The sequence below is a fragment of the Microbispora sp. H10836 genome (assembly GCF_012999525.1).
In the GTDB taxonomy this organism is placed as follows: Bacteria; Actinomycetota; Actinomycetes; order Streptosporangiales; family Streptosporangiaceae; genus Microbispora.
In genome coordinates this window covers 222,896-245,921 of the sequence record NZ_JABBWU010000009.1, presented here as the reverse complement: position 1 = coordinate 245,921, position 23,026 = coordinate 222,896, and the positions used below count along the sequence as shown (strand labels likewise).

Sequence of the window (23,026 nt, the reverse complement as noted above, 5' to 3'; positions counted from 1 at the left end):
ATCGACCGGATACGGATGGCCTTCACCGACCGGCACGGCGGCGTGAGCGCCGAGCCGTACGGCACGCGCAACCTCGGCGGGGCGGTAGGGGACGACCCCGCGGCGGTCGCCGAGAACCGGGCGAAGACGGCCGCGGAGTTCGGGCTCGACCAGGTGGTGTTCATGCGCCAGGTCCACGGGACCGACGTCGCCTACGCCACAAGGCCGTTCGGGGACGACCCGCCCGCGCTGGACGGGGTGTTCACCGACCGTCCCGGGCTCGGCCTGGCGGTCCTGGTCGCCGACTGCGCGCCCGTGCTGGTGGCCGACCCGGTGGCCGGCCTGGTCGGCGGCGCGCACTCGGGACGGCCCGGCACCGAGGCGGGCGTGGTCCCCGCCCTGGTCGAGGCGATGGCGGCCCGGGGGGCCGAGCCGGGGCGGATGGTCGCGGTGATCGGGCCCTCGGCGTGCGGGCTGTGTTACGAGGTGCCGGAGGACCTGCGCGAGCGCGTGGCGGCCCGGGTGCCGCAGACGTGGTCGCGCACCCGGCGGGGCACGCCCGCGCTCGACATCAGGGCGGGGATCGCGGCCCAGCTCGCCGGGGCCGGCGTGGCCGACGTCCGGCACGACGACCGCTGCACGATCGAGACGGCCGACCTCTACTCCTACCGGCGGGAACAGCGCACCGGGCGCTTCGCCGGCTACGTCTGGCTCACCGCCGGCTGAGACCGCTCCGCGACGGCCGCCGGGCGCGGAGGACGGGCCGTACGCCAACTGGGACCGGGAGGCCGAGGCGCTGCTGGCGCTGCTCGACCGGTCGATGCCGGAACGTGTGACCGGCATCGGCCTCGACGGCTCCGGCGGCGCGACGATGCGGGTCCTGACCGTGGACGACGTCGAGTGCGCCGCGGCCGTGGCGGCGGCGTGCGGCGGCCGGGTCGTGGTGCCGCCGGGCGACCGGCCCGAATGGGGACCGACCTGCCGCACCGCCCACCTGCGCGACCCCGACGGCAACCTCGTCGAGCTCCAGTCCTACTGAGCGCGGCCTGCTGGCCGCCCACGCAGCGCGGCCAGCAGGCCGAGGGTCCGTGCCCGCTCGCGCTCGTCCCCGAAGGGGCTCACCAGGAGTTCGGTCGCGCCCGCCTCGGCATAGGCGCGGACGGTGCGTTCGACCGCCGACTCGTCCCCGGCGACGACCGTCTCCTCCACTCCCGACCGGCCCTGGCGGTCCAGGATCGCCCGATAGCTGGGCAGGTCGCTCGCGGCTCCGAGGGACTCCGCGACCCGCCGCCGTACGCCCTCGGGGTCGGCTGTCACGCTCACGATCACACCGGCCACGACGCGCGGCCGCGGCCGTCCGGCGGCCGTGGCGGCGCGGGTGACCGCCGGCGTCACATGGTCGGCGATCGTCTCCGGGCCGGTCCAGACGGTCACCACGCCGTCGGCGAGTTCGCCGGCCATCCGCAGCATGACCGGCCCGAGGGCGGCCAGCAGGACCGGCGGCGGCTCGGCGCCGGGCACCTCGACCCGCCCCGCCGCCGTCAGCGTCTCCCCGTGGTAGTCGACCTGCTCGCCCCGCAGCAGCGGGACCAGCGCGGACAGGTACTCGCGGATGTGCCGGGCCGGTCGGTCGTACGAAAGGCCGAAGTGCTTCTCGATGAGCGGCCCGTGGCTCGGCCCGATGCCGAGCGTGAAGCGGTTGCCGCTGGCCGCCTGGGTGGTGAGCGCCTGCCCGGCGAGCGCCAGCGGATGTCTCGGGTAGGTCTGGGTCACCGCCGTGCCGACGGCGATCCCGGGCACCTCGCGGGCGGCGAGCGCCGCGAGCTGGACGGCGTCCCACGACAGGATCTGGTTGAAGTAAGCGCTGTCGAGGCCGGCCTCGGCCGCCTCGCGTACCTGCCCGATCACGTCGTCCAGGCTCAGGCCGATCCCTCCGGCGGCCACTCCGAGTTTCATCGTGCCTCCTAATATGAACCGGAGATTCCGATTCCGTATACGCACTCTACAATAAGGTGAATTCTGAATTCCGGTTGGGGGAGACCTGTGCGAGCCGACGCCCGGCGCAACCGCGCGCTCATCGTGGACGCGGCCGTCGACCTGTTCACGGCCCGGGGCCCGGAGGCCTCGATGGAAGAGATCGCGCAGGCGGCCGGGCTCGGCGTGGGTACGCTCTACCGCCACTTCCCGGACCGGCGGGCGTTGCTGGAGGAGATCGCGGCCGGCGCGCTTCGGATCCTGATCGAGGCCGCGCGGGATCACGCCGCCCGCCCGGTGAGCCGGTGGGACGCGCTGCTGGCGTGCGTCCGGCGCGGCGCCGACCTGCCGCTGGCTCTGACCAAGTCGTTGTCGGACGGTGCCGAGGCCCACCCGGAGCTGGGCCCGCTCGTACGCGACCTCGACGCCACGCTCGAAGACCTTGCCGCGGGAGCCCAGCGGGAGGGTGCCGTCCGCGGCGACATCACCCCGCGCGAGGTCGTCGAGCTGCTCAGCGTCGCCGTGTGCCGCCCCGGAGCCCGGCCGGACGACGCGCTGACCACCGTCATCCTCGACGGACTCGCCCCACGGGTGGCCTCGCGCGGGGCCGGGACCTGACTGACGCTCGACGCGACCGGCGGCGGGCTTGCGGGCGGCTTGCAGCGGTTGCGGTAAGCCTGCGGCAAGGGGCGTGCAGGCGAGCGGGCCTATCACAAGAGGTGTACCGACCCGGCGGCGACGGCCAGACCGGGAAGCACCCTCACCCGCACCTTCAGGAGACAGTCATGAAGCGCACCCTGCTCGGTCTGGCCGCCGCCGCGATCTCCGGTCTGGCCGTCACGGTCCCCGTCACCCTCATGGCCGGGCCGGCCTCCGCGAGCGGCGACTACGGCCCGGACACCTGCATCGAGGGCTACGTCTGGCGCGAGGCCGGCCCCGGCGACCACGTCTGCGTGACCTCCGCGACCCGCACCCGGACCCTCGCCGACAACGCCGCCAAGGCGTCCCGCTGGACCTCGGGCCCGTACGGCCCGCACACCTGCACGACCGGCTACGTGTGGCGTGAGGCGTTCACCGGCGACGACGTGTGCGTCACCCCCGCCGTCCGCGCGCAGGCCAAGCTCGACAACGGCAAGGCGGCCGAGCGCAAGGTCTCGGCCAGGCTGTGGATCACCCGCTACACCGTCCCGCCGGTGGACAACGGCGACGGCACCTCCACCAGCACCTCCGTCGACGACATCCCGCGCCTCAAGATCAACGGCGACCACTTCAATCTCGGCCAGGTCAGGCTCTACATCCGCTACACCAGCGGCAAGCTCTACTGGAGCGGCACGGTGACCGCGAGCGCGCACAGCGGGTACGTCGCCGGGAGCTTCGGCAAGAAGACCGGCGTGTTCGACTGCGCCTTCGGGGGCAAGCCGGCCAACGCCTACGCCCAGGCGCAGGACGTCGTCTCCGGCCGCTGGTCGGCCAAGGTCCCCGTACGCGTCGGCTGCGCCGTCCTCTGACTCCGAGGGCAGGAAACCTCCCATAACCGGCGAACACGGAGGACCGGCCCGGTCGGGCCGGTCCTCCGGCGCGTCTCGGGAGCGCCGCGGCCGGGGCCAGGGGATCTTCTGGTAGGCCTGGCGTTCCAATCGTCGTGATCGGGGTAGTCGGTGGGCCGGCGGGGACCTACCGGAGGCCGGCCCGCGACCCGGCCTCCGGCGGGTCCCCACCCCCCCGACCTGTGAGGGACTGACATGGGAACCGCGACCCCGGTGCCGGAGACCAGGAGCATGAGCGGCGACGAGCTGTCGGCCGACGACGCCTACGCCGCCATACGGCGGTACGGCGGCTGGCACCTCATCCGTGACGCGTACGTCCGGTTCAGATACGGCGACGGCGTGAGCAACGCCCGCGCCCTCGCCTTCCAGACCTGCCTCGCGATCATCCCGGGAGCGATCGCCGTCGTGGGCCTGAGCTCGGTGCTGAACCAGGAACGACTCGGCCGGCTTCTGGAGCTCACCCTGCGGCGGCTCACCCCCGGCGCGGGCTCGCAGGTGATCCAGGAGACGCTCAGCCAGAGCCACCACGCCTCGGGCGCGGGAGGGAAGCTGGCCCTGTGGCTCGGTCTGCTGACCGCGCTGGTGTCACTGACCACCGCCATGGGCCAGTTCGAACGCGGAGCCAACCGCATCTACGGCATCGAGCGCGACCGCCCCTTCACCGCCAAGTACGGCAGGGCGCTGCTGATGGCCGTCACGGCGGGCCTGCTCATGAGCATCGGGTTCGTCATCCTGGTCGGCGGCGGCGCGGTCGGCGAGGCCGCCGCGCACGCCTACGGCTGGAGCGACACGACCGAGCGGCTGTGGGGCTGGCTGCGGTGGCCGATCGGCTTCCTGCTGGCCGTCCTGTCGATCTCGGTGCTGTTCCGCTCCTCGCCCCGGCGCAAGCAGCCCGGCCACACCTGGCTCGCGGTCGGGGCGACGGTCGCCGTGCTGCTGTGGACGCTGTTCACCTGGCTGCTCGCGCTCTACACGGCCGGCAGCGGCACGTTCGGCGCGACGTACGGACCGCTCACGGCGATCGTGGCGTTGCTGCTGTGGTCGTTCCTCAGCTCGATGGCGCTCTTCCTCGGCCTGGCCTTCTCGGCGCAGCTGGAGGCCTGCCGCGCGGGGCGCGGCGAACCAGCGGAACCCGACCCCGGCCCCGCCCCGGCCCCGGCCGCGGCGCGAGAGCACCAGCCCGTCGGGAGTGGCCGATGAGCTGGTGGCGCAGGCGGTTCGACCCCCAGCACGGACTCGGTCTGCGGCTGACGGTGGCGGTGGCGGCGGTGACGCTGATCGGGGTGCCGTTCACGGTGCTGCTGGTCTTCGTCAAGACCTCCTTCGGCCCGCTCACCGAGATCGACGAGGGCGCCGCGCGGGACCTGCACGTCTACGCGGTCGGCAACCCGGTCTTCGCCCGGCTGATGGAACTCGTCAGCGACGTCTTCGCGCCGCTGACGTGGCGGATCGCGGTCGGCGCCGCGGTCGCCTGGCTGGTCTGGCGCCGCGCCTACCACCTGGCCCTGTGGGCGGCCACCACGCTCACGGTCGGCGGACTGCTCGGCCTCGCCCTGAAGGTCGTCGTCGCGCGGGCCCGGCCCAGCCTGCCCGACCCCGTCGCCATCGCTCCCGGCGCGTCGTTCCCCTCGGGACACACGGTCAACGCCACGCTCGGGGCCGGGATCCTGCTGCTGCTCGTCCTGCCCCTCGTACGCGAGCGGGGGCGCGCGCTCGCCTGGGCGCTCGCCGTGCTGATCCCGCTGGCGGTCGGCTTCAGCCGGATCGCGCTCGGCGTGCACTGGTTCAGCGACGTGGCGGCGGGCCTGGTGTTCGGCGTGGCCGTGGTGGCCGCCACGGCCGCCGCGTTCGAGACCTGGCGCCGCCGGGATGTGGGCCGCCGCCCGGCCCAGCCGTTACGCGAGGGCGTCGGGCCGGAGGCGAAGAGGGAAATCACCCCCCAAGGAGGACGAATTGGCCACCGTTCGTGAACGTCCGGCACGCGGCGGACGGGAGTCGTCCGCCGCGCCCCCTCACGGAGTCGCCGCGGAGGCGGGCCGGCGGATCCTGCTCCCGCTCGCGCTCATGGCCCTGGTGACCCTCGGGCTCGGCCTGCTGATCACCAAGGTCCTGGAGCACTCGACGCTCGTCGCGCAGGACGAGGCGGTCAGCCGCGAGATCGCCCAGGAGCGCACACCGTTCTGGAACGAGGTGACCCACTACGCCTCGATGCTGTCCGACACCCCTGTGATCATCGTGGTGACGGCGATCATGGCAGTACTCTTCCGGCTCGTCTACCGGCGCTGGCGGGAGTCGGTCTTCCTGGTGGCCGCCGTCTGCGCCCAGTCGGCGATCTTCCTGCTCGCGACCGTGTTCGCGCAGCGAGCCCGCCCGCACGTGCCGCACCTCGACCCCGCGCCGCCGACGTCCAGCTATCCGTCGGGGCACACCAGCGCCGCCGTGGCGTTCTACTGCGGCACCGCGCTCGTCCTGACGCTGCACACGCACCGCCACGCGATCCTGAAGGCGCTGTGGTGGCTGCTCGGCGCAGGCGCGGCCCTGGCGGTCGGCCTTTCGCGGCTCTACCGGGGCATGCACCATCTGACGGACGTGAGCTGGGGCTACGTGCTCGGGATCTTCTGCGTGGTCGTGCTCGCCCAGGCCCTGCTGCTGCGGCCGCTCACGGCGTCGCGACGCGCCGCTTCGAGGCGGGCCGTACGCGGCGCCGCGCGGGCCTGACCGGCTCCCACCTCCGGGCTCGACCGGCTCCCGCCAATGGGGGAGCCGGTGGCCGGGGCGGTCAGGCCGACACGCCGGTGAGGCGGCAGGCGTCCGCCCAGCGAGCGGGGTCGACCGTGGCCGGAGCCGGTTCGGCGGCGGTCCCCGTGCCGGCCCCGGAGGCGCTGCCCACGATGGTTCCGGCTGTGCTTCCGGCGGCGGTTTCGGCGCTGGTTCCGGCGGCGGGGCGCAACAGGGCCCAGCAGTCGTCGATCGCGTCGGCCAGCAGATCCCGCAGCAGCGGATCGGGGTCGGGCACGCACGCCTGGGCGATGCCCCGGACCGCGAGCTGCACGGTGTTCGGCGCGGCGTACCTGCGGAAGCCCTTGGGTGAGACCCGTACGCCGCGCCCGAAGGTGTAGGCCCAGCGGGTGGCGTCCGGCACCTGGGCCAGCGCCTGCCTGCTGCGCTCGCTCAGGTCGCGGACCGGGCGGCCCTCCAGTTCGGCGAGCACGTGCTCGCCCGAAAGGATCGAGACCGCCATCGCGAGCTGGCGCTCGTGCGCGACGACCGGCAGCGCGGCCCTGGCCGAGCACAGGGCGATCCGCGCGTCGAGGCGCGGATCGTCTCCCGTCAGCCCGATCACCGACGGGATCAGCTCGGCCAGCCGGGGCCGGGCGGCGTCGGAGGTGTGGTCGTTGACGAGCCGGGCGAGCCCGGCGAGCAGCGGGTGCGTGCACGACGGGTGGTCGCTCCACCGCTCACCTGCGAGGTAGGACGCGAACTCCATGAAGCAGGCGCCCTTGCTGGGATTGCGATGCTTGCCACGAGACAGCATGGGCATCGCTGGGGGCATGTGACCGTGCACGAGCTACTCCACGCTAAATCGCCTATGGTGTCCCTTTCAGTGTGCGCCCGGTACGGGGCATTGAGAAGAACCCTTACTCCGACTTGTCCTCCGTATGGCGGAACACCAGTGGCGGCCGTACGAATCCGTCACCGGCGCGCGGTGCGGACGTCGCGGGGGATCTCAGGAACGTCGCGGGGATCTCAGGAACAGAGGGCGGCGTCGACGGCCTTGTCGACGTGGCCGAGCGCCTGGAGGCTGTCGGGCAGCCGGGTGACGGCGGCGGCGGCGGCCCGCCCGTCCTCGGTGACGGCATTGCTCATGTGGTAGCCGAAGATGTCGCCGCCGTGGCCCCAGGCGAGGCCGCCGCAGCTCAGCGGTGTGCTGACCAGGCCGAGGCCGTAGCGCGCGCCCTTGCCGAGGCCATCCGCCCTCACCGTGGTCCGCATCTCCCTCAGCTGATCGGGTTCGAGCAGTTCGCCGCCGAGTACGGCCCTGAAGAAGCGGTTCACGTCCCTCGGTGTGGAGATCATCCCCCCGGCGGACCAGGCCTGCGAGGGGTCCCAGGCGGTGACGTCGGTGAACGGCTCGTCCCGGTCGTCGCGGTGATAACCCTTCGGATGCGGCGCGCGGACACGCCGGTCGCCGGCGTCCGGGAGGTAGGTGTGGCGCAGCCCGAGCCGCTTGACGATCCGCTGATCGATCTGCTCGGCCAGCGGGCGGCGGGTGACCCTCTCGATCAGCAGCCCGGCGACCAGGTAGTTGGTGTTGCTGTACTCCCACTTCGCGCCGGGCGTGAAGTGCGCCTTCTCCTTCAGCGCCAGGTCGAGCACCTCGCGGGGCTGCATATAGGTGTTCCGGTGGGAGAGCGGGTCCTTGACGAGGAAGGCCGTGTAGTCGGGCAGGCCGCTGGTGTGCTGGAGCAGCCGCCGCACGGTGATGCGGCGGCCGTCGTTGCCCCTGCCGCGGATGAGCCCGGGCAGGTAGGTCTCGATCGGCTCGTCGAGCTTCACCCTGCCCTCGCCGGCGAGCTGCAGCACGACGACGGCGGTGAACGTCTTGGTGTTGCTGCCTATGCGGACGTAGCCGTCGACCGGCGCCTTCGCCCTGGTGCGGAGGTCGGCGACCCCGGCCGTGTAGTCGCGCACACGCCCGTCACGGCCGCGTACGGAGGCTAGCGCGGCGGGGAACCCATCGGACCGGACAAGGGTGTCCAGCGACGCCTGCACGGTGTCATCGGGCCGCGCGGTATCCCCGGCCTTCACGGTGTCCCCGGCCCGCGCGGTGTTCTCGGCGTCGGCGGTGTTCTCGGCGTCGGCGGTGTTCTCGGCATGGGCCGTGCCCTGGGGGGCGGCGAGGCCGTACGTCAAGGCGAGCACGGCGGCCGACAGGTGGATCCATCGGCGGGAACGGACGCGGTCGGTCGTGTGATCGGTCGTGTGATCGGTCATGGCGACGATCCTGCTGGGGACGGGAGCCCGCATCGAGAGTGCAGGCACGCCTTTCCGTGGTGGTGCCAGCTCTACCATCGACCGGCACATGCGCGTCGGCACAGCCCGGAGCGAGGGACGACAATCGTGGAGGTGTAGATCCCGTGCGTCCAATGACATACGACGCCGACCCCGGAACCGGATCGCAAAAAAGAGGTGGAGACGGGATTTGAACCCGTGTACGCGGCTTTGCAGGCCGCTGCCTCGCCTCTCGGCCACTCCACCAGAGCGAGGCCCGCATTCGTGACCTCTCGGAGCGGAAGACGGGATTCGAACCCGCGACCCTCACCTTGGCAAGGTGATGCTCTACCACTGAGCCACTTCCGCGTCCGCCTCGCGGCGACGTGGCTACTGTACCGGGTTTTCGCCCCCAGTGTGTACTCAGAACGGCCGGGCGGTCGCTCTGCGGAAGACGCGGTCGGCTCCCCGCTCGATCGCGGGCAGAGTCAGGAAGATCTCCAGGATCCGGGTGAGCCGGTGCACCTCGTTGCGGTGGAAGGCCGGCCCCTCCGCCCTGGCGAGCATCAGCGCCAACGCCAGCGGCGGCAGCGGTGCGACGATCACGTGCAGGCCGGACGGCAGCGTGGTGGACGTCGGCCTGGGCGGGGTCTCCTTCGGAAACGGGATGTCCTCGGGGGCGCGCCAGCTCGCGTACACGGTGACGCGCGGGTCCTTCTCGGTCGCCGCCGCGGCCCAGTCGGCGCTGAACAGCACCGGCATGGAGTCGATCAGCGTGCCGAGCGCGCGGTCGCCCGCAGTGGCGAGGAACTTCAGGATCTCCAGCTCCGGGTAGGTGCCGGGCGCCTCCCTGGTGCCCCAGATGCCCTCGATCTGGACCCCGTCCATGTCCTCGAGGGCCCGTACGAGATCCTCGCGGGGCGCGGAGTCGGGCCAGTAGACGGTGAAGTCGTCGAGGGCGCGGCCGTCGCCCCGGTCGAGCACCGTCACCTGGGTGATGTCGGCGCCCGCGGCCCCCAGGGCCCCGGTCACGTGGCTCAGCGAGCCCGGACGATCCGGCAAGGCGATTCTCAGCCGCAACAGCATGACGACCTCCCCCACCGTTGGTCCAGGTCAGATTATCCGGGGCAAAAGCTCCACGTCCACGATCTTGTACGGTTCACAGCCGGCAGCGGGGAAAATGAACGTGTGAAAGTCGGCGCGCTCGAGGTCTGGCCCCCGGTGGTGCTCGCTCCCATGGCGGGCATCACGAACATCGGTTTCCGCACGCTCTGCCGGGAACAGGGCGGCGGCCTGTTCGTGTCCGAGATGATCACCTCCCGGGCGCTGGTCGAGCGGGTGCCGCTGACGTTCCAGATGATCCGGTTCGGCCCGGAGGAGTCGCCCCGCAGCATCCAGCTGTACGGGGTCGACCCCGCCGTGATCGGCAAGGCCGCGCGGATGATCGCCGAGGAGGACCTGGCCGACCACATCGACCTGAACTTCGGCTGCCCGGTGCCCAAGGTCACCCGCAGGGGCGGCGGGTCGGCCCTGCCGTACAAGCGGAACCTGCTGCGCGCCATCCTGCGCGAGGCGGTGGCCGGCGCCGGGCCGCTGCCGGTCACGATGAAGATGCGCATGGGCATCGACGAGGACCACCTGACCTACGTCGAGGCGGGCAGGATCGCCGTCGAGGAGGGCCTCGCCGCCGTCGCCCTGCACGCGCGTACGGCCCGCCAGCACTACGGCGGCACCGCGCACTGGGACGCGATCAAGCGGCTGAAGGACGCGGTGCCGGAGATCCCGGTGCTCGGCAACGGCGACATCTGGAGCGCCGACGACGCGCTGCGCATGGTCGCGGAGACCGGCTGCGACGGGGTGGTGATCGGCCGGGGCTGCCTGGGCCGGCCGTGGCTGTTCCGCGACCTCGACCTGGCCTTCCGCGGCTCGGCCGAGCGCACCCGTCCCCGCCTCGGAGAGGTCGGCGCGATGATGCTGCGCCACGCCGAGCTGCTCTGCGAGGTCATCGGCAGCGAACGCCACGGGCTGGCCGACTTCCGCAAGCACGTCGGGTGGTATCTCAAGGGCTTCGTCGTCGGGGCGGAGACCCGCCGCGCCCTCACCTCCGTCACCGGGCTGTCCGAGATGGCCGAGCGGGTCGCCGAACTGGACGCGGACCAGCCCTGGCCGGACGAGGCCGACGGCCCCCGCGGCAAGAGCGGCGAGCGGTCCAAGGTGTCGCTGCCGCACGGCTGGCTCGACGACCCCGACGACATGACGATCCCCGGCGCCGGAGCCGAGGACCCCACCTCCGGCGGCTGAGGCGTGTCCACCCCACGGGTCCGCAGGATCGCGAGCCTGGTGCAGAGCGGGCAGGCGGCGAAGGCCCAGCGGCTGCTGCCGCCGGAACGGGTCTACCCGGTGCCCCAGGGAATCGGACGACGGCTGCTCATCCACCCGTGAGGACGGACCTTACGGCCGCTCCCGTCCCCCGCGACCGCGTGTGAGCGCGCGCACGTAGGCTCTGGGCATGGCGAACGCGATCATCACGGCCCGCGGGGTGGGGCTGGACCTGGGCGGAGTGCCCGTGCTGCGCGGCGTCGACCTCACCGCGGCTCCGGGTGAGATCGTCGCCGTCATGGGGGAGAACGGCGTCGGGAAGTCCACGCTGCTGCGATGCCTGGCCGGTCTGCACCCCTCGCCGCGCGGCGAGATCGACGTCCTCGGCGGGCCGCCGGCGGACCTGCCGGACTTCTGGCGGCACGTCGTGCAGGCCGGCGACGAGCCCGCCTGGTATCCGGGCCTGAGCGTCCGCGAACACCTCGAGCTGATGGAGGCCGTGCACCGGGACGCCCGCCTGACGGTCGGCGAGGCGCTGGAGACATTCGAGCTGACCGCCAGGGCCGATCTCGCCCCGTTGTCGCTGTCCACCGGCCAGCGGCAGCGGCTGTCGCTGGCGATGGCGCTGCTCCGGCCGAGCCGCCTGCTCCTGCTCGACGAGCCGGAGCGCGGCCTGGACGCCGGGTTCAGACGGCGGCTCGCGGCGATCCTGCGCGGCTACGCCGCCGCGGGCGGCACGGTCGTGATGGCCACCCACGACGCGCTGCTCGCGCGGGACACGGCAGCCCGAGTGATCACGCTGCGAGCGGCGTCGTGATCCCGGCGACCGCACGGACGCATCCCGCCTTCGCCTACCTGCGCGCTCACCGTGGGCGGCCGGCGACCTGGTCGGACCGGTACACCAGCGTTTTCGGCCTGCTCGTCGCCGCCGCGGTGCTCGGCCGCCCGGTCGCCGAGGCGCTCGCGGGGCTGGCCCGGCACGCCGATCCGGCGCGGCTCGGCGCCGGGCTCGCGCTGGTCGCGGCGGCGTACGCGGGGTTCCTCGCCCTGGCGCGGGCGTTCGGCCCCGTCATGCTGCCCGCCGCGGACGCCGCATGGCTGGTGACCTCGCCGCTGCCCCGCCGGGCCGTGCTGAGCCGTACGGCGCTGCTCCTGCTGTCGGCGGCGGTGCTCGCCGGGGCGGCGCTCGGGCTCGCGGCGCTGTCGGTCTTCGGAGCTCCCGGCGAGCTCGGCGTGCGCCTCGCGGCGGCGCTGGCGCTCGGCGTCGCCGCGGGCGTGGGCGGCATGGCCACGGCGGTGCTCGGCCAGCAGTCCCCGGCGGCGGACACCCGGCTGCAGTTCCTGATCGCCGGAATGTTCTCGGTGGCCGTGCTCACGGCCGTGTCCGGCTCGGGCCCCGGCCGGCGGATCCTCGCCGCCGTCGCCGAGGCACCCGCGTCCCTGGGCGCGGCGGTCGCGGGCGTCGCCTCCGTGGTGGCCGCCTTCCTGGCACGGCGGGCCTGGGCGGCGCTCGACCGCATCCCCGCCCGCCGGATCCTGGCCTCCTCCACCCGGACGGCGCGGGTGACCTCGGCTGCGACCATGCTGGATCCCGGGATGCTCACCTGGGTCGCGGAGGACGTCCACTGGCGCGGCCGGGCACTGCGCTCCCGCCCCTGGCCCCGTCTGGTGTCGCGGCTCGGCCCGGCGGCCGCGCTGGCGTGGCAGGAGTGGCTGCGGGTGGGCAGGCGACCGGGCCGGCTGGCGGCGCTGTTTGGTGTGGCGGCGCTGCCCGCCCTCTGCGCGGACGCCGTCGGCGGCTCGGCGCCGGCCGCCGGGGTGCTGCTGTGCGGGGCGCTGACCGCCGCCGCGATGTGCACCGGAGGGGCCCGGCGCGATGGTGGCGACCCCGCCCTGGCCCGGATGCTGGCCGTGGACGGCAGAGCCGCGACAGCCGCCCGGGCGGTGCTGCCCGCGCTGCTGGCCGCGGCCTGGTCGGCGCTCGCCCTGGCGGGCCTCCAGGCCGCGGGCGCACTGCCCGCCGGGGCATGGTGGGCGCTCGGCCCGGCGGCCGCGCCCGCGCTGGCGGCGGGGGCGCTGCGGATGGCCCGGCGCCGGCCCGTCGACCATTCCATGCCGGTCATCGACACTCCCGGCGGCGCGGTGCCGACCGGCCCGCTCGTCTGGGCGGCGACGGGGCCGGACGTCGCCCTGCTGGGGTCCCTGCCCGCGCTGGCGGCGCTGGTCACGCGGCCCGCCGACGTCGTGCCGTACGTCGCGGCGCAGGCCGTCGCCGGGGCCGCGGTGCTCGCCGCCTTCGTCCTGCGGTCCGTCAGGAGAGCCCGCGGGTAGTCACCGGTTCCGGCCCACGAGCCCGGACTCGTAGGCGGCGATGACCAAGCAGCCGCGTTTCCTGCCGGCGGGCGCGGCCTTCGCCGTGTGCACGGCCTACGCCGTGCTGCCCTGGCACTGGCCCTCCTCGTGACCGGCAGGCGTGGGTGAGAAGGGTGCTACGGTCCGTGACCGGACTGTGATCTGAATTGTGACAACAAGAAGTCAACATCGGCGTACCTTGCGGTCAAGGGCTTGCCGCACCGCAGGGGAGGCGCGTGACCGAGACCCGGCACGAGACGTCGGCGGAGGACCTCGTCGCCGAGTTCGACGCGGAGCGTCCCGCCCGGCGCCTTGCGGGCCGCCCGGCGGCACTCGTCACGATCGTCGCGCTCGCCCTGTCGCTCTACGCGCTGTACCAGACCTTCCGGCCGGGGCCGGTCCTGCCGTACCGGATGGTGTTCCTCGCTGTGGTGCTGCCGCTGGCGTTCGTCTGCTACAAGGCGCGGCGCGGGGGCCGGGACCGGCCCGGCGTGCTCGACTGGGTGCTCGCGGCGCTGTCCCTGGCGGTCTGCGCGTATCCGCTCGTGGTCTTCGACGACCTCATCCGCCGGGCGTACGCGCCGACGCCGCTCGACGTGGCGGCGGGAGCGCTGCTCACGCTGCTGCTCCTGGAGGCGTGCCGGCGGACCGTGGGCTGGATCATGCCCGTCGTGTGCGCGGTCTTCGCGGCGTACGCCTACTACGGCGGTTACCTGCCCGCCGACTGGGCGCTGGGCCACCGGGGCTACGACCTGGACCGGATCGTGGCGGCGTTCACGATGGGCACGGAGGGCGTCTACGGCGTGCCCCTCGACGTCGCCGCGACCTACATCATCCTGTTCACGATCTACGGCGCGGTGCTCGACCACTCGGGGGCGGGACGGTTCTTCGTGGACGTCTCCTTCGCGGCGTTCCGCCGTTCGCGCTCCGCACCGGGGCGCACCGTCACGCTCGCGGGGTTCCTGCTCGGTACGGTGAGCGGTTCCGGCGTGGCCACCACGGTGAGCGTGGGCAGCGTGGCCTGGCCGATCCTGCGCCGGGCCGGCTATCCGCGGGAGCAGGCCGGGGGAGTGCTGGCCGCGGCGGGCATCGGCGCGATCCTGTCGCCCCCGACGCTGGGCGCGGCGGCGTTCATCATCGCCGAGTACCTGCGGGTGAGCTACCTGACCGTCCTCGTCTACGCCACGATCCCGACGGTCCTGTACTACCTGGGCGTCTTCCTCGCCATCGAGATGGACGCCCGCAGGTACGGCACGCACGCGGTGCCGGTGGACGCGGGCCGTCCCTGGCCGCTGATCAGGCGCTTCGGCTACCACTTCAGCTCGCTGTTCGTGATCATCATTCTGATGGCCCTCGGCCAGTCGCCGTTCCGGGCGGTCGTGTACGCCACGCTGCTGGCCTTCGCGCTGTCCTTCCTCGACAGGGAGAACCGGCTGACGCCGCGCCGTGCCGTACGGGCCCTGGCGGCGGGCGCGACGGGGGTGCTGCCGGTCGCGGTCACCTGCGCCGCGGCGGGGACGATCGTCGGCGTGGTCACGCTCACCGGGCTCGGGCTCAAGGCCGGCTCGCTGATCGTCGGCCTGTCCGGAGGGAACCTCGCGGTCACCGCCGTCGCCTGCGCGCTGGCCGTGCTGCTGCTCGGGCTGGCCGTGCCGGTCACGGCGTCCTTCGTCATCGCCGCCGTGATCATCGGACCCGCGCTGCTGAACCTCGGCGTGACGGCGGCCGAGGCGTACATGTTCATCTTCTATTACGCCGTGCTGTCCGAGGTGAGCCCGCCGACGGCGCTGTCGGCCTTCGCCGCCTCGGCGATCACGGGCGGCAACGCGCACCGCACGATGTGGGCCACCTGGAAGTACACGCTCCCGGCGTTCCTCGTGCCGTTCGCGTTCGTGCTCACGCCGCCCGGCGCGGCCCTGCTGGCGCAGGGCCCGATCGGCGAGGTCCTGCTCGCCGCGGCCGTGTCGGCGCTCGCAGTGGCCGCTCTCGCGGTGACCACCGGCGGCTGGATCGCCGGCCCCGCCGGACCGGTCGAGCGGGGCCTGTGCGCGATCGCCGCGGTCCTGCTGCTCGTCCTTTCGCCCGGGCCCGTGCTGGCCGGGCTGGGCGCCGCGGTCCTGGCGCTCGCCGTTCACCTCGTCCGCGGACACAGGGAGGCGCGACTGTGAGGTTCAGGCTCGTGACGGTGCTGGCCGTCACCGCGGCACTGCTGGCCGGCGGTTGCGGGGGCGACCGGTCGGCGCAGCGGGAAGGCGGCGGCACCCGCCTGTCGATCGCCACCGGCAACACCACCGGCGTCTACTACGTGCTGGGCGGCGGGTTCGCCGAGCTGATCGACAAGCACCTGCCGGGCCACCGGGCGACCGCGGAGGCCACCGGCGCCTCCGTGGAGAACATCCAGCGCGTGGTCAGGGGACAGTCGGACATCGCCTTCACACTCGCGGACACGGCCGCCGACGCGGTCAAAGGCACCGGCGCCTTCACCGCGCCGCAGCCGATCCGCGCGCTCGCCCGGCTCTACGGCAACTACACCCACGTGATCGCGCGGACCGACGCCGGGATCGAATCCGTCGCCGGCCTGCGCGGCAAGCGCGTGTCCACGGGATCGCCGAACTCGGGAACGGAGGTGATCGCGCTGCGGCTGCTCGCCGCCGCCGGGCTCGACCCGGACAAGGACGTCGAACGTCAGGCGCTGTCGCTGCCCGAGACCGTGCAGGGGCTCAAGGACGGCACCCTCGACGCGCTGGTGTGGTCGGGCGGCCTGCCCACCTCGGGCATCACCGACCTGGTGACGAGCATGCGTGACGAGGTGATCTTCGTGCCGTTGGACGACGTGCTGCCCGCCGTGCGCGCCGCCCACGGCCCCGTCTACGCCGAGGGCGCGATCCCCAAGGGCGCGTACGGCACGCCGTCCGACGTGCCGACCATCGTCGTGCCGAACCTGCTCGTGGTGAACGCGGCGATGGACGCGAAGCTCGCCGAGGATCTCACCCGGCTGATCTTCGACCACAAGGCCGACCTGGAGAAGGTGCACGTGTCGGCCAAGGAGATCACCCTCGCCGACGCGCCCAGGACCGACCCCGTGCCGCTCCACGAGGGCGCGAGGAGGTTCTACGGCTGAGGGCGGTCGGGAGGGAGCCCTGCCTCCGGTCGGCGAGCGGCGTCCACGGCGCCCGCCGAGCCCGTGACCGGGGACCGCGCCGGTCCGCTCACAGGCGGGTGAGGCCGGTGACGTGGAGGACGGCGTGGCCCTCCTCGTCGGAGGCGGCCAGGTCGACCTCCGCGCTGATGCCCCAATCGTGGTTGCCGGCCGGGTCGTCGATGATCTGACGCACCCGCCACAGCTCCTTCTCCTCCTCGATGAGCAGGAGGGCGGGGCCGCGGGCGGCCGGGCCGGTGAGGACCTCGTCGTGCTCCTCGTAGTAGGCGTCCATGGCCGCGCCCCAGTCGACGTCCGGGTAGAGCTCGACCAGCTCCTCCTCCCGGTCCAGCGCGATGAGCTCCACCATGCGGAACATCGCGTTGCGGACCAGCACCCGGAAGGCGCGCGCGTTGGCGGTGACCGGACGGGCCCTGGTCTCCAGCTCCTCCCCGGCCGCCAGCGCCTCGGCGGGGTTGGCCAGCTTCTCCCACTCGTCGATGAGGCTGGAGTCGACCTGGCGCACCAGCTCGCCGAGCCATTCGATGAGGTCCACCAGGTCGTCGGTCTTCAGGTGCTCGGGCACCGTCTTCGACAGCGTGCGGTAGGCGTCGGCCAGGTAGCGCAGCACCGTCCCCTCCGAGCGGGCCAGCTCGTAGGACTGGATGTACTCGGTGAAGGTCATGGCCCGCTCGTACATGTCCCGCACGATCGCCTTGGGGCTGACGACGTGGTCGCCGACCCACGGGTGGCCGCGCCGGTAGGTCTCGTACGCGCCGAAGAGCAGGTCGGCCAGCGGCATCGGGTGGGTGATCTCGGCGAGGCGCTCCATCCGCTCCTCGTACTCGATGCCGTCGGCCTTCATCTGCGCGACCGCCTCGGCCCTCGCCTTGTTGAGCTGGGCGTGCAGGATCTGGCGGGGGTCGTCCAGCGTGGACTCGACGATCGAGACCATGTCCAGCGCGTACGTCGGGGAGCCGGGGTCGAGCAGCTCGAAGGACGCCAGCGCGAAGGTGGACAGCGCCTGGTTGAGCGCGAAGTCCTCCTGCAGGTCGACGGTGAGCCGGGCCATCCGGCCGTGCTCGTCGGGCTCGGCGAGCTTCTCCACGATGCCGCCGGCCAGCAGCGAGCGGTAGATCGCGATGGCGTGGCTGATGTGGCGGCGCTGCGCCTTGTGGTCCTCGTGGTTGTCGGTGAGCAGCCGCTTCATCGCCTGGAAGCAGTCGCCGGGCCGGTTGATGATCGACAGCAGCATGGCGTTGCTGACCTTGAAGCGGGAGGTCAACGGCTCGGGCTCGGCCGTCTGGAGCTTCTCGAACGTGTCCTCGCTCCAGCCGACGAACCCCTCCGGCGGCTTCTTGCGCGCGTAGCCGCGGCGCCGCTTGGGGTCGTCACCGATCTTCGCGAGCGCCCGTTCGTTCTCGATGACGTGGTCGGGCGCCTGGCAGACGACGTACCCGACCGTGTCGAAGCCGGCCCGGCCGGCCCGCCCGGCGATCTGGTGGAACTCCCGCGCCCGCAGGCGCCGCACCTTGGTGCCGTCGAACTTCGACAGCGCCGTGAACAGCACGGTGCGGATCGGGACGTTCACCCCCACGCCGAGCGTGTCGGTGCCGCAGATCACCTTCAGCAGGCCCGCCTGGGCCAGCCGTTCCACCAGACGGCGGTATTTCGGCAGCATCCCGGCGTGGTGCACGCCGATGCCGTGCCGTACGAGCCGGGACAGGGCCCGGCCGAAGCGGGTGGTGAAGCGGAAGTTGCCGATGAGGGCGGCGATGGCCTCCTTCTCGGCCTTGGTGCACATGTTGATGCTCATCAGGGCCTGGGCGCGCTCCATCGCCGCGGCCTGGGTGAAGTGCACGACGTAGACCGGGGCCTGCTGGGTGGACAGCAGCTCCTCCAGCGTCTCGTGCAGGGGAGTGGTCCGGTAGGAGTAGATCAGCGGCACCGGCCGCTCGGCGTGCTTGACGACGCTGGTGGGGCGGCCGGTGCGGCGGGTGAGGTCGGTCTGGAACCGCTCGACGTCGCCGAGCGTGGCCGACATCAGCACGAACTGCGCCTGCGGCAGCTCCAGCAGCGGCACCTGCCAGGCCCAGCCGCGGTCGGGCTCGGCGTAGAAGTGGAACTCGTCCATGATCACGGTGCCGACGTCGGCGTCGGCGCCGTCGCGCAGCGCGATCTGGGCGAGGATCTCGGCGGTGCAGCAGATGACGGGCGCGTCGGCGTTCACGGTGGCGTCGCCGGTCATCATGCCGACGTTCTCGGTGCCGAACAACGCGCACAGGTCGAAGAACTTCTCCGACACCAGCGCCTTGATCGGCGCGGTGTAGAAGCTGATCTCGTCCCGGGCCAGCGCCGCGAAGTGCGCCCCGGCGGCGACGAGGCTCTTGCCCGAGCCCGTCGGCGTGGACACGATCACGTTGTTGCCGGAGACGACCTCGATCAGCGCCTCCTCCTGGGCCGGGTAGAGCGTGAGCCCCCGATCGGCGTTCCACGACGCGAACGCGTCGAACAGCGCGTCGGGTTCGGAGTCGGACGGAAGACGACGGAGGAGGCTCATGCTTTCGCTCACGCCTCTTATCCTGCCCAAGACGCATGACTGTTTCGACCGCCCCGTCGTACGGCAAGGTGTGGCACAGCTACGTCAAAGGGGTGTGGCGCTGCACGAACCCGCAGGTCAAACCCACAAACTAGCGGTATGGGGGAGAAGTGGGCCGGGCTCGCCGCGCGCCGGGAGGCGGCGGCCGACGTGCTGCTCGCCGTCGCCGTCCTCGCCTTCACGGTCCCGGCGGTCCTGTTCGGCCGCTCCTTCCCGGCCCTGCCGTCCCTCGCCGTGCCGTGGTGGGCGCAGATCGCCGCGGCGGTCACGGCGGCCGCGTCCATGCTGGTGCGGCGCAGTGTGGCCTGGCCGATGCTCGCGGCCACCGTCGCCTGTGCCCTGCTCGCGGGCCAGACGATGCCGCTGATGCTGGCGGCGTACTCGATGACGTCGCGGGACACGGTGCGCCGATGGCCGTGGACGTCCGCCGCGCTCGCGGGGGTCTACGCGCTGGCCGACTGGGCGAGCCCCTACACCGACCGGCTGCCCGTCGCCGTGGCGGTGCGGGCGGTCACGCTGATCTTCCTGCCCGCGCTGGTGGGCACCTGGGTGTGGCGTTACCGCTCGATGATCCGGGAGCTGCGGGCGGGCGTGCGGGCGCGGGAGGAGCGCGCCGCCGCCCAGGAACGCCGCCGCATCGCGGGCGAGCTGCACGACACGGTGACGCACGCGGTCACCGTGATGGTCCTCAACGCCGGTCTCATCCAGGACGCCGACGAGCTCGACGAGATTCGCAAGCTGGCCAGGAACATCGAGGACAAGGGCGTGCGGGCGCTGACCGAGCTGCGCGAGCTGCTCACGGCGCTGCGGCGTAAGGACCTGCCGCCCTCGGCGGAGAGCGTCGAGGGGATACCGCGCCTGGTCGAGGAGAGCAGGGCCACCGGCCTGCGCGTCGCCCTGCACTACGACGTGCCGGAGGCGGCGCTGCCGCGGCAGGCCGGCCACGCCTGCTACCGCGTGGTCCAGGAGGGCCTCAACAACGTGCGCAAACACGCGCCCGGGGCCGACGTGCAGGTGGTCTGCGAGGCCCACGGGGACGTGCTGAACGTGTCGGTGGTCAACAGCAGCAAGAGCCGGGCCGTGCCGGTCCGGGTGCCCGCCGGCGCGGGGGGCGGCTACGGGCTGCCCGGCCTTCGCGAGCGCGTCGCGCTGGTGGGCGGACGGCTCACGTACGGGCCGACCGCCGAGGGCGGGTTCGCGCTCACCGCCAGCGTCCCCTTCCACCCGCCCGACCCCGGCGAGCCCTGATCCCGTCGCCCGGCAGCGGCGCCGGCGCCGCGAGCACCGGGCCGCGCTTCCAGGGGCACGGCCGGGAGGGGGCGGTCACTGCTGCATCCTCGGGTCCTGGGTGGGGTCGGCATACATACGCGGGCAACCACGGTCGATCGCATCGGTGCGCAGTTCGTAGTGCCAGGGTTCGTTCCTGTAGATCTGACACAAGCCGTACTCGGCGCCATGGCCGGACAGCCACGCCGTCGCATCGGAGGGCCCGATGTCGACCGCGTCGCCCGTCACGTGAGAAGACGTCGCCGGGGTGGCCACCCATCGCGCGGCCTCGTCTTCGGACCCGTACTTGGAGACCGCCTCGCGAAGAAGCCGGTTCTGGTACTCCGGAGAACGCCAGCCGCTGTTGACGTGGAACTCGACTCCGTCGTCCGCGGCGTCCGTCGCCGCCTGGCGGAGGGCCTTGAGCAGATCTCGGTCGAGGTTGGCCACGCCCGGGATTCGGTCGTCGAAGACCGTCACGCCGTCCGGGACGACACCGTCGGCTTCGTCAGGCGCACCGCGGCGCTCATCGTGACAAGCGTCCGATGACGATGCCGGGGAGGTCGTGGCAGGCGGTGGCGCCGGGGAGCGCTTCCGGAGTGGTGCGGCCGTGGAGGACTTCGCGAGCGGTGCCGCCGAGGGGTGCTCCGCTGGGGATCCGGCCGAGAGGGACGAGCAACACTGCGAGCGGTGGCCGAGGACGGTGATGACGGCCGCTGCGACGACTATTAGGCCGGTGACCAGGAGCCGGCGCGTCCGGCGGGTCTTCGTCGCTGACGGTGGGGTTTGAGCCATGCGGCCAGTCAAGGCAGTGAGCCGTTGCCGGCACGTATGGGGTTTTCGATATGCCGACGACATGCGCCGGCTCTAGAGATCAGGGATCAGAGACCGAGGTCTTCGATCTCCTTGAGCAGGGCCGACCGGGAATCGGGCGGGGCGGCCCTGTCGGGGGCGGCCGCGCTCCCGGTCGTGCCCTTGGCCCCCCGGTCGCGGAACAGGTAGCCGCCGAGGATGCCGCCCGCGAAACCGAAGACGTGGGCCTGCCAGCCGATGCCCTCGGCCGGCAGCAGCCCGGCGAACTGGTAGGCGAAGCACAGTCCCATGACCAGGCCGATGACGATGTCGATCAGGTGCCGGTCGAAGGCTCCGCGCACGAGGACGTACCCGAAGTAGCCGAACACCAGCCCGCTCGCGCCCGCGCCGACCGTGGAGGAGTCGGCGGTGAACCACGAACCGAGCCCGCTGGCGACGGCGATCAGCCCGGTCACGCCGAGGAAGCGCCGCACGCCCCGGTAGGCCGCGAGGAACCCGAAGATGAACAGCGGACCGGAGTTGCCCTCGATGTGGGCCCAGCTCCAGTGCAGAAGTGGCGCGGAGACGACCCCGGGGAGCCGCTCGAGGTCCCACGGCCTGATGCCGTAGCTGTAGCTGAGCGAGTAGTCCGCGGCCCAGTTGGCCACCTGCACGACCCAGATCAACCCCAGGAAACCGACCATGACCCAGAAGGCCTTGCGGGCCTCGGCGATCATGATTTCGGCGGTGCGGCCGTCGCTCACGGGACCTCCCTGTGCCTGAAGGCCACGCGGTCGCCGAAGACGGCGCGGCTCCTGAGGATCACCCGGGAAAGATACCGCCGACGGCCGCACGAGTCACTGAGCGCCGGCGCCAGGAGCGCGGCACCGCGGTGGTGCCGCGCGGCGGGACCGGGCTTTAGGGGCGGCGAGCCGGCCGGCGGCGGGGTGAACCGGGCGCCGGGCGGCTCCTGACCGCCGGCGCCCGGCATCCTCACGCGGCGCGGCGCCCTACACGCGTTCGATGACGACGACCGGGATCTCCCGGTCGGTCTTGGTGACGTACTCGTCGTAGGCGGGCCAGGTGGCGGCCATCGTCCGCCACATGTCCGGACGCTCCTCCGGGCTCGCCGTACGGGCCCTCGCCTTGAACCTGTCCCCCCTGATCTGGAACTCCACCTCGGGGTCCGCCTGGAGGTTGAGGTACCACAGCGGGTGCTCGTCGGCCCCGCCCTTGGAAGCCACCACCAGATAGGCGTCGCCGTACGGCTGGTAGATCAGCGGGGTGCTGCGGGGCTGTCCCGACTTGCGGCCCCGGGTCGTGAGGATGGCCACGGTGGTGCCCTGCCAGTCGTGGCCCTCCTCGCCGTCGGTCTCGATATAGCGCTTGACGTGTTCCTGTCCGAAAAGCATGTCGATCACCTTCCCATCAGAGGGGGATCAACCGCCTGAACCCTCGGCCAATTCCAGGGCGACCTGCAGCCCCGCCGCGGCCCGCTCCTCCTCGGACGTCGACTCGTCCCTGACGAAGAACCACGCCGCGTGCATCGCGAACAGGGCCATGGACCGCCTGAGCTTGACCGGCAGCGGATCGTCCGGCTCGTACAGCGCCCGCATCAGCTCGCTCATGCGCTCACGCATGAGGTCCACCTTGGCGTGGCCGCGCAGCGCCGTCTTGTTGCGGTCCATGAAGTGCATGACCTCGTGGGCGCGCCCGCGGGTCATCAGGGCGGAGTAGCGGGTGATCAGCTCCCCGCGGGTCTCGGCGTCGCGGGGGTGCCGGTTCGCCCACGCGATCAGCTCGTCCAGCGCCTTGATGCGGTCCTCGACCAGGCTGGCGACGATGTCCTCTTTCGTCCGGAAGTGGTAGTAGAGGGCCGCCTTGGTGACGCCGAGGGCCTCGGCTATCTCCCGGAGCGACGTCGCCTCGTACCCCTGCTCGGTGAAGAGCCTGATCGCGACCTCCTGGATGCGGCTGCGCGTGTCGGTATGAGCACCCATTTCCAGCTGTTTCCTAATTGACTTGACGGCCGGCAAGTAAGGACAATACCGTGCCCCGGGCACTAGC

At 72.6% G+C, this 23,026-nt stretch carries 22 protein-coding genes, 2 tRNA genes and 1 pseudogene; 14 read left to right on the top strand and 11 right to left on the bottom strand.

All coding sequences use genetic code 11. From position 1 onward, the window contains the following. Window positions 1-15: 15 nt before the first annotated feature. A complete protein-coding gene (gene pgeF / locus HHX30_RS18870; RefSeq protein WP_169983338.1) occupies window positions 16-705 on the top strand; it encodes a peptidoglycan editing factor PgeF in 690 nt (229 codons plus the stop codon). A gap of 31 nt (window positions 706-736) precedes the next feature. Then, window positions 737-1,018 (top strand): annotated as a pseudogene (locus tag HHX30_RS18865) (VOC family protein); the annotation flags it as partial. Here the strand turns inward: HHX30_RS18865 and HHX30_RS18860 are convergent. Continuing rightward, window positions 1,012-1,935, bottom strand: coding sequence for an LLM class F420-dependent oxidoreductase (locus HHX30_RS18860; RefSeq protein ID WP_169983276.1), 924 nt, complete (start codon window positions 1,933-1,935; stop codon window positions 1,012-1,014). The pseudogene HHX30_RS18865 and the gene HHX30_RS18860 overlap by 7 nt on opposite strands. Window positions 1,936-2,022: 87 nt before the next feature. On the opposite strand from HHX30_RS18860, the gene HHX30_RS18855 reads away from it, so the two are divergent. From HHX30_RS18855 to HHX30_RS18835, 5 genes are all read left to right on the top strand, one after another. Beyond that, window positions 2,023-2,571, top strand: coding sequence for a TetR/AcrR family transcriptional regulator (locus tag HHX30_RS18855; protein ID WP_169983275.1), 549 nt, complete (start codon window positions 2,023-2,025; stop codon window positions 2,569-2,571). A 167-nt stretch (window positions 2,572-2,738) separates the two neighbouring features. Further along, window positions 2,739-3,461, top strand: coding sequence for a hypothetical protein (locus tag HHX30_RS18850; protein WP_169983274.1), 723 nt, complete (start codon window positions 2,739-2,741; stop codon window positions 3,459-3,461). A 234-nt stretch (window positions 3,462-3,695) separates the two neighbouring features. After that, window positions 3,696-4,700 (top strand): YihY/virulence factor BrkB family protein, encoded by a 1,005-nt coding sequence (locus HHX30_RS18845; protein ID WP_169983273.1) that lies wholly within the window; start codon window positions 3,696-3,698, stop codon window positions 4,698-4,700. After that, a complete protein-coding gene (locus HHX30_RS18840; RefSeq protein WP_169983272.1) occupies window positions 4,697-5,470 on the top strand; it encodes a phosphatase PAP2 family protein in 774 nt (257 codons plus the stop codon). The genes HHX30_RS18845 and HHX30_RS18840 overlap by 4 nt, the downstream gene beginning before the upstream one ends. After that, window positions 5,454-6,218, top strand: coding sequence for a phosphatase PAP2 family protein (locus tag HHX30_RS18835; protein WP_169983271.1), 765 nt, complete (start codon window positions 5,454-5,456; stop codon window positions 6,216-6,218). The genes HHX30_RS18840 and HHX30_RS18835 overlap by 17 nt, the downstream gene beginning before the upstream one ends. Window positions 6,219-6,279: 61 nt before the next feature. On the opposite strand, the gene HHX30_RS18830 is transcribed toward HHX30_RS18835, so the two are convergent. From HHX30_RS18830 to HHX30_RS18810, 5 genes are all read right to left on the bottom strand, one after another. Then, window positions 6,280-7,041, bottom strand: a complete 762-nt coding sequence (locus tag HHX30_RS18830) for a hypothetical protein (RefSeq protein WP_211592188.1) — start codon at window positions 7,039-7,041, stop codon at window positions 6,280-6,282. Between the two features lie 206 nt (window positions 7,042-7,247). Further along, window positions 7,248-8,495, bottom strand: a complete 1,248-nt coding sequence (locus tag HHX30_RS18825; protein ID WP_169983270.1) for a serine hydrolase — start codon at window positions 8,493-8,495, stop codon at window positions 7,248-7,250. A gap of 193 nt (window positions 8,496-8,688) precedes the next feature. Further along, a tRNA-Cys gene (locus HHX30_RS18820) sits at window positions 8,689-8,759 on the bottom strand. 30 nt (window positions 8,760-8,789) lie between these two features. After that, window positions 8,790-8,861 (bottom strand) — tRNA-Gly (locus HHX30_RS18815). A 54-nt stretch (window positions 8,862-8,915) separates the two neighbouring features. Continuing rightward, complete coding sequence (locus HHX30_RS18810) at window positions 8,916-9,578, bottom strand: ACT domain-containing protein (RefSeq protein ID WP_169983269.1); 663 nt, start codon at window positions 9,576-9,578, stop codon at window positions 8,916-8,918. Window positions 9,579-9,680: 102 nt separating this feature from the next. Between HHX30_RS18810 and dusB the strand changes: the two genes are divergently transcribed. The 6 genes from dusB (at window position 9,681) to HHX30_RS18780 (ending at window position 16,284) form a co-directional block, all read left to right on the top strand. After that, the gene (dusB, locus tag HHX30_RS18805) at window positions 9,681-10,793 is read left to right on the top strand and encodes a tRNA dihydrouridine synthase DusB (RefSeq protein WP_169983268.1); all 1,113 of its coding nucleotides are present in this window, start codon (window positions 9,681-9,683) and stop codon (window positions 10,791-10,793) included. Between the two features lie 3 nt (window positions 10,794-10,796). Beyond that, entirely contained in the window at window positions 10,797-10,934 is a 138-nt protein-coding gene (locus HHX30_RS18800; RefSeq protein WP_169983267.1) for a hypothetical protein, read from the top strand. A 67-nt stretch (window positions 10,935-11,001) separates the two neighbouring features. After that, entirely contained in the window at window positions 11,002-11,628 is a 627-nt protein-coding gene (ccmA, locus tag HHX30_RS18795) for a heme ABC exporter ATP-binding protein CcmA (RefSeq protein WP_169983266.1), read from the top strand. After that, window positions 11,625-13,142 (top strand): DUF6297 family protein, encoded by a 1,518-nt coding sequence (locus HHX30_RS18790; protein WP_311922580.1) that lies wholly within the window; start codon window positions 11,625-11,627, stop codon window positions 13,140-13,142. The genes ccmA and HHX30_RS18790 overlap by 4 nt, the downstream gene beginning before the upstream one ends. 257 nt (window positions 13,143-13,399) lie before the next feature. Next, a complete protein-coding gene (locus HHX30_RS18785) occupies window positions 13,400-15,331 on the top strand; it encodes a TRAP transporter fused permease subunit (RefSeq protein WP_169983265.1) in 1,932 nt (643 codons plus the stop codon). After that, a complete protein-coding gene (locus tag HHX30_RS18780; RefSeq protein WP_211592187.1) occupies window positions 15,328-16,284 on the top strand; it encodes a TAXI family TRAP transporter solute-binding subunit in 957 nt (318 codons plus the stop codon). The genes HHX30_RS18785 and HHX30_RS18780 overlap by 4 nt, the downstream gene beginning before the upstream one ends. Window positions 16,285-16,372: 88 nt before the next feature. Here the strand turns inward: HHX30_RS18780 and HHX30_RS18775 are convergent, their stop codons facing one another. Continuing rightward, entirely contained in the window at window positions 16,373-18,862 is a 2,490-nt protein-coding gene (locus tag HHX30_RS18775) for an RNA helicase (RefSeq protein ID WP_169983335.1), read from the bottom strand. 138 nt (window positions 18,863-19,000) lie between these two features. Between HHX30_RS18775 and HHX30_RS18770 the strand changes: the two genes are divergently transcribed. Beyond that, complete coding sequence (locus tag HHX30_RS18770) at window positions 19,001-20,149, top strand: sensor histidine kinase (protein ID WP_169983264.1); 1,149 nt, start codon at window positions 19,001-19,003, stop codon at window positions 20,147-20,149. A gap of 75 nt (window positions 20,150-20,224) precedes the next feature. Here HHX30_RS18770 and HHX30_RS43300 read toward each other — a convergent pair whose 3' ends face one another. The 4 genes from HHX30_RS43300 to HHX30_RS18750 all read right to left on the bottom strand — a co-directional run bounded on the left by HHX30_RS43300 (window position 20,225) and on the right by HHX30_RS18750 (window position 22,959). Then, a complete protein-coding gene (locus HHX30_RS43300; protein ID WP_310741922.1) occupies window positions 20,225-20,647 on the bottom strand; it encodes a M15 family metallopeptidase in 423 nt (140 codons plus the stop codon). Window positions 20,648-21,048: 401 nt separating this feature from the next. After that, complete coding sequence (locus HHX30_RS18760; protein ID WP_211592186.1) at window positions 21,049-21,723, bottom strand: rhomboid family intramembrane serine protease; 675 nt, start codon at window positions 21,721-21,723, stop codon at window positions 21,049-21,051. Between the two features lie 246 nt (window positions 21,724-21,969). Then, complete coding sequence (locus tag HHX30_RS18755; protein WP_169983262.1) at window positions 21,970-22,371, bottom strand: nitroreductase family deazaflavin-dependent oxidoreductase; 402 nt, start codon at window positions 22,369-22,371, stop codon at window positions 21,970-21,972. Between the two features lie 27 nt (window positions 22,372-22,398). Then, entirely contained in the window at window positions 22,399-22,959 is a 561-nt protein-coding gene (locus HHX30_RS18750; RefSeq protein ID WP_169983261.1) for a TetR/AcrR family transcriptional regulator, read from the bottom strand. Window positions 22,960-23,026: the final 67 nt, after the last annotated feature.

What these genes read in the sequence shown, in the direction of transcription:
- HHX30_RS18845 (WP_169983273.1), top strand. Translation starts at nt 3,696, where the DNA reads ATGGGAACCGCGACCCCGGTGCCGGAGACCAGGAGCATGAGCGGCGAC.
- pgeF (WP_169983338.1), top strand. Translation starts at nt 16, where the DNA reads ATGGCCTTCACCGACCGGCACGGCGGCGTGAGCGCCGAGCCGTACGGC.
- HHX30_RS18850 (WP_169983274.1), top strand. Translation starts at nt 2,739, where the DNA reads ATGAAGCGCACCCTGCTCGGTCTGGCCGCCGCCGCGATCTCCGGTCTG.
- HHX30_RS18755 (WP_169983262.1), bottom strand. Translation starts at nt 22,371, where the DNA reads ATGCTTTTCGGACAGGAACACGTCAAGCGCTATATCGAGACCGACGGC.
- HHX30_RS18830 (WP_211592188.1), bottom strand. Translation starts at nt 7,041, where the DNA reads ATGCCCATGCTGTCTCGTGGCAAGCATCGCAATCCCAGCAAGGGCGCC.
- HHX30_RS18770 (WP_169983264.1), top strand. Translation starts at nt 19,001, where the DNA reads ATGGGGGAGAAGTGGGCCGGGCTCGCCGCGCGCCGGGAGGCGGCGGCC.
- ccmA (WP_169983266.1), top strand. Translation starts at nt 11,002, where the DNA reads ATGGCGAACGCGATCATCACGGCCCGCGGGGTGGGGCTGGACCTGGGC.
- HHX30_RS18840 (WP_169983272.1), top strand. Translation starts at nt 4,697, where the DNA reads ATGAGCTGGTGGCGCAGGCGGTTCGACCCCCAGCACGGACTCGGTCTG.
- HHX30_RS18775 (WP_169983335.1), bottom strand. Translation starts at nt 18,862, where the DNA reads ATGAGCCTCCTCCGTCGTCTTCCGTCCGACTCCGAACCCGACGCGCTG.
- HHX30_RS18825 (WP_169983270.1), bottom strand. Translation starts at nt 8,495, where the DNA reads ATGACCGATCACACGACCGATCACACGACCGACCGCGTCCGTTCCCGC.
- HHX30_RS18860 (WP_169983276.1), bottom strand. Translation starts at nt 1,935, where the DNA reads ATGAAACTCGGAGTGGCCGCCGGAGGGATCGGCCTGAGCCTGGACGAC.
- HHX30_RS18750 (WP_169983261.1), bottom strand. Translation starts at nt 22,959, where the DNA reads ATGGGTGCTCATACCGACACGCGCAGCCGCATCCAGGAGGTCGCGATC.
- HHX30_RS18810 (WP_169983269.1), bottom strand. Translation starts at nt 9,578, where the DNA reads ATGCTGTTGCGGCTGAGAATCGCCTTGCCGGATCGTCCGGGCTCGCTG.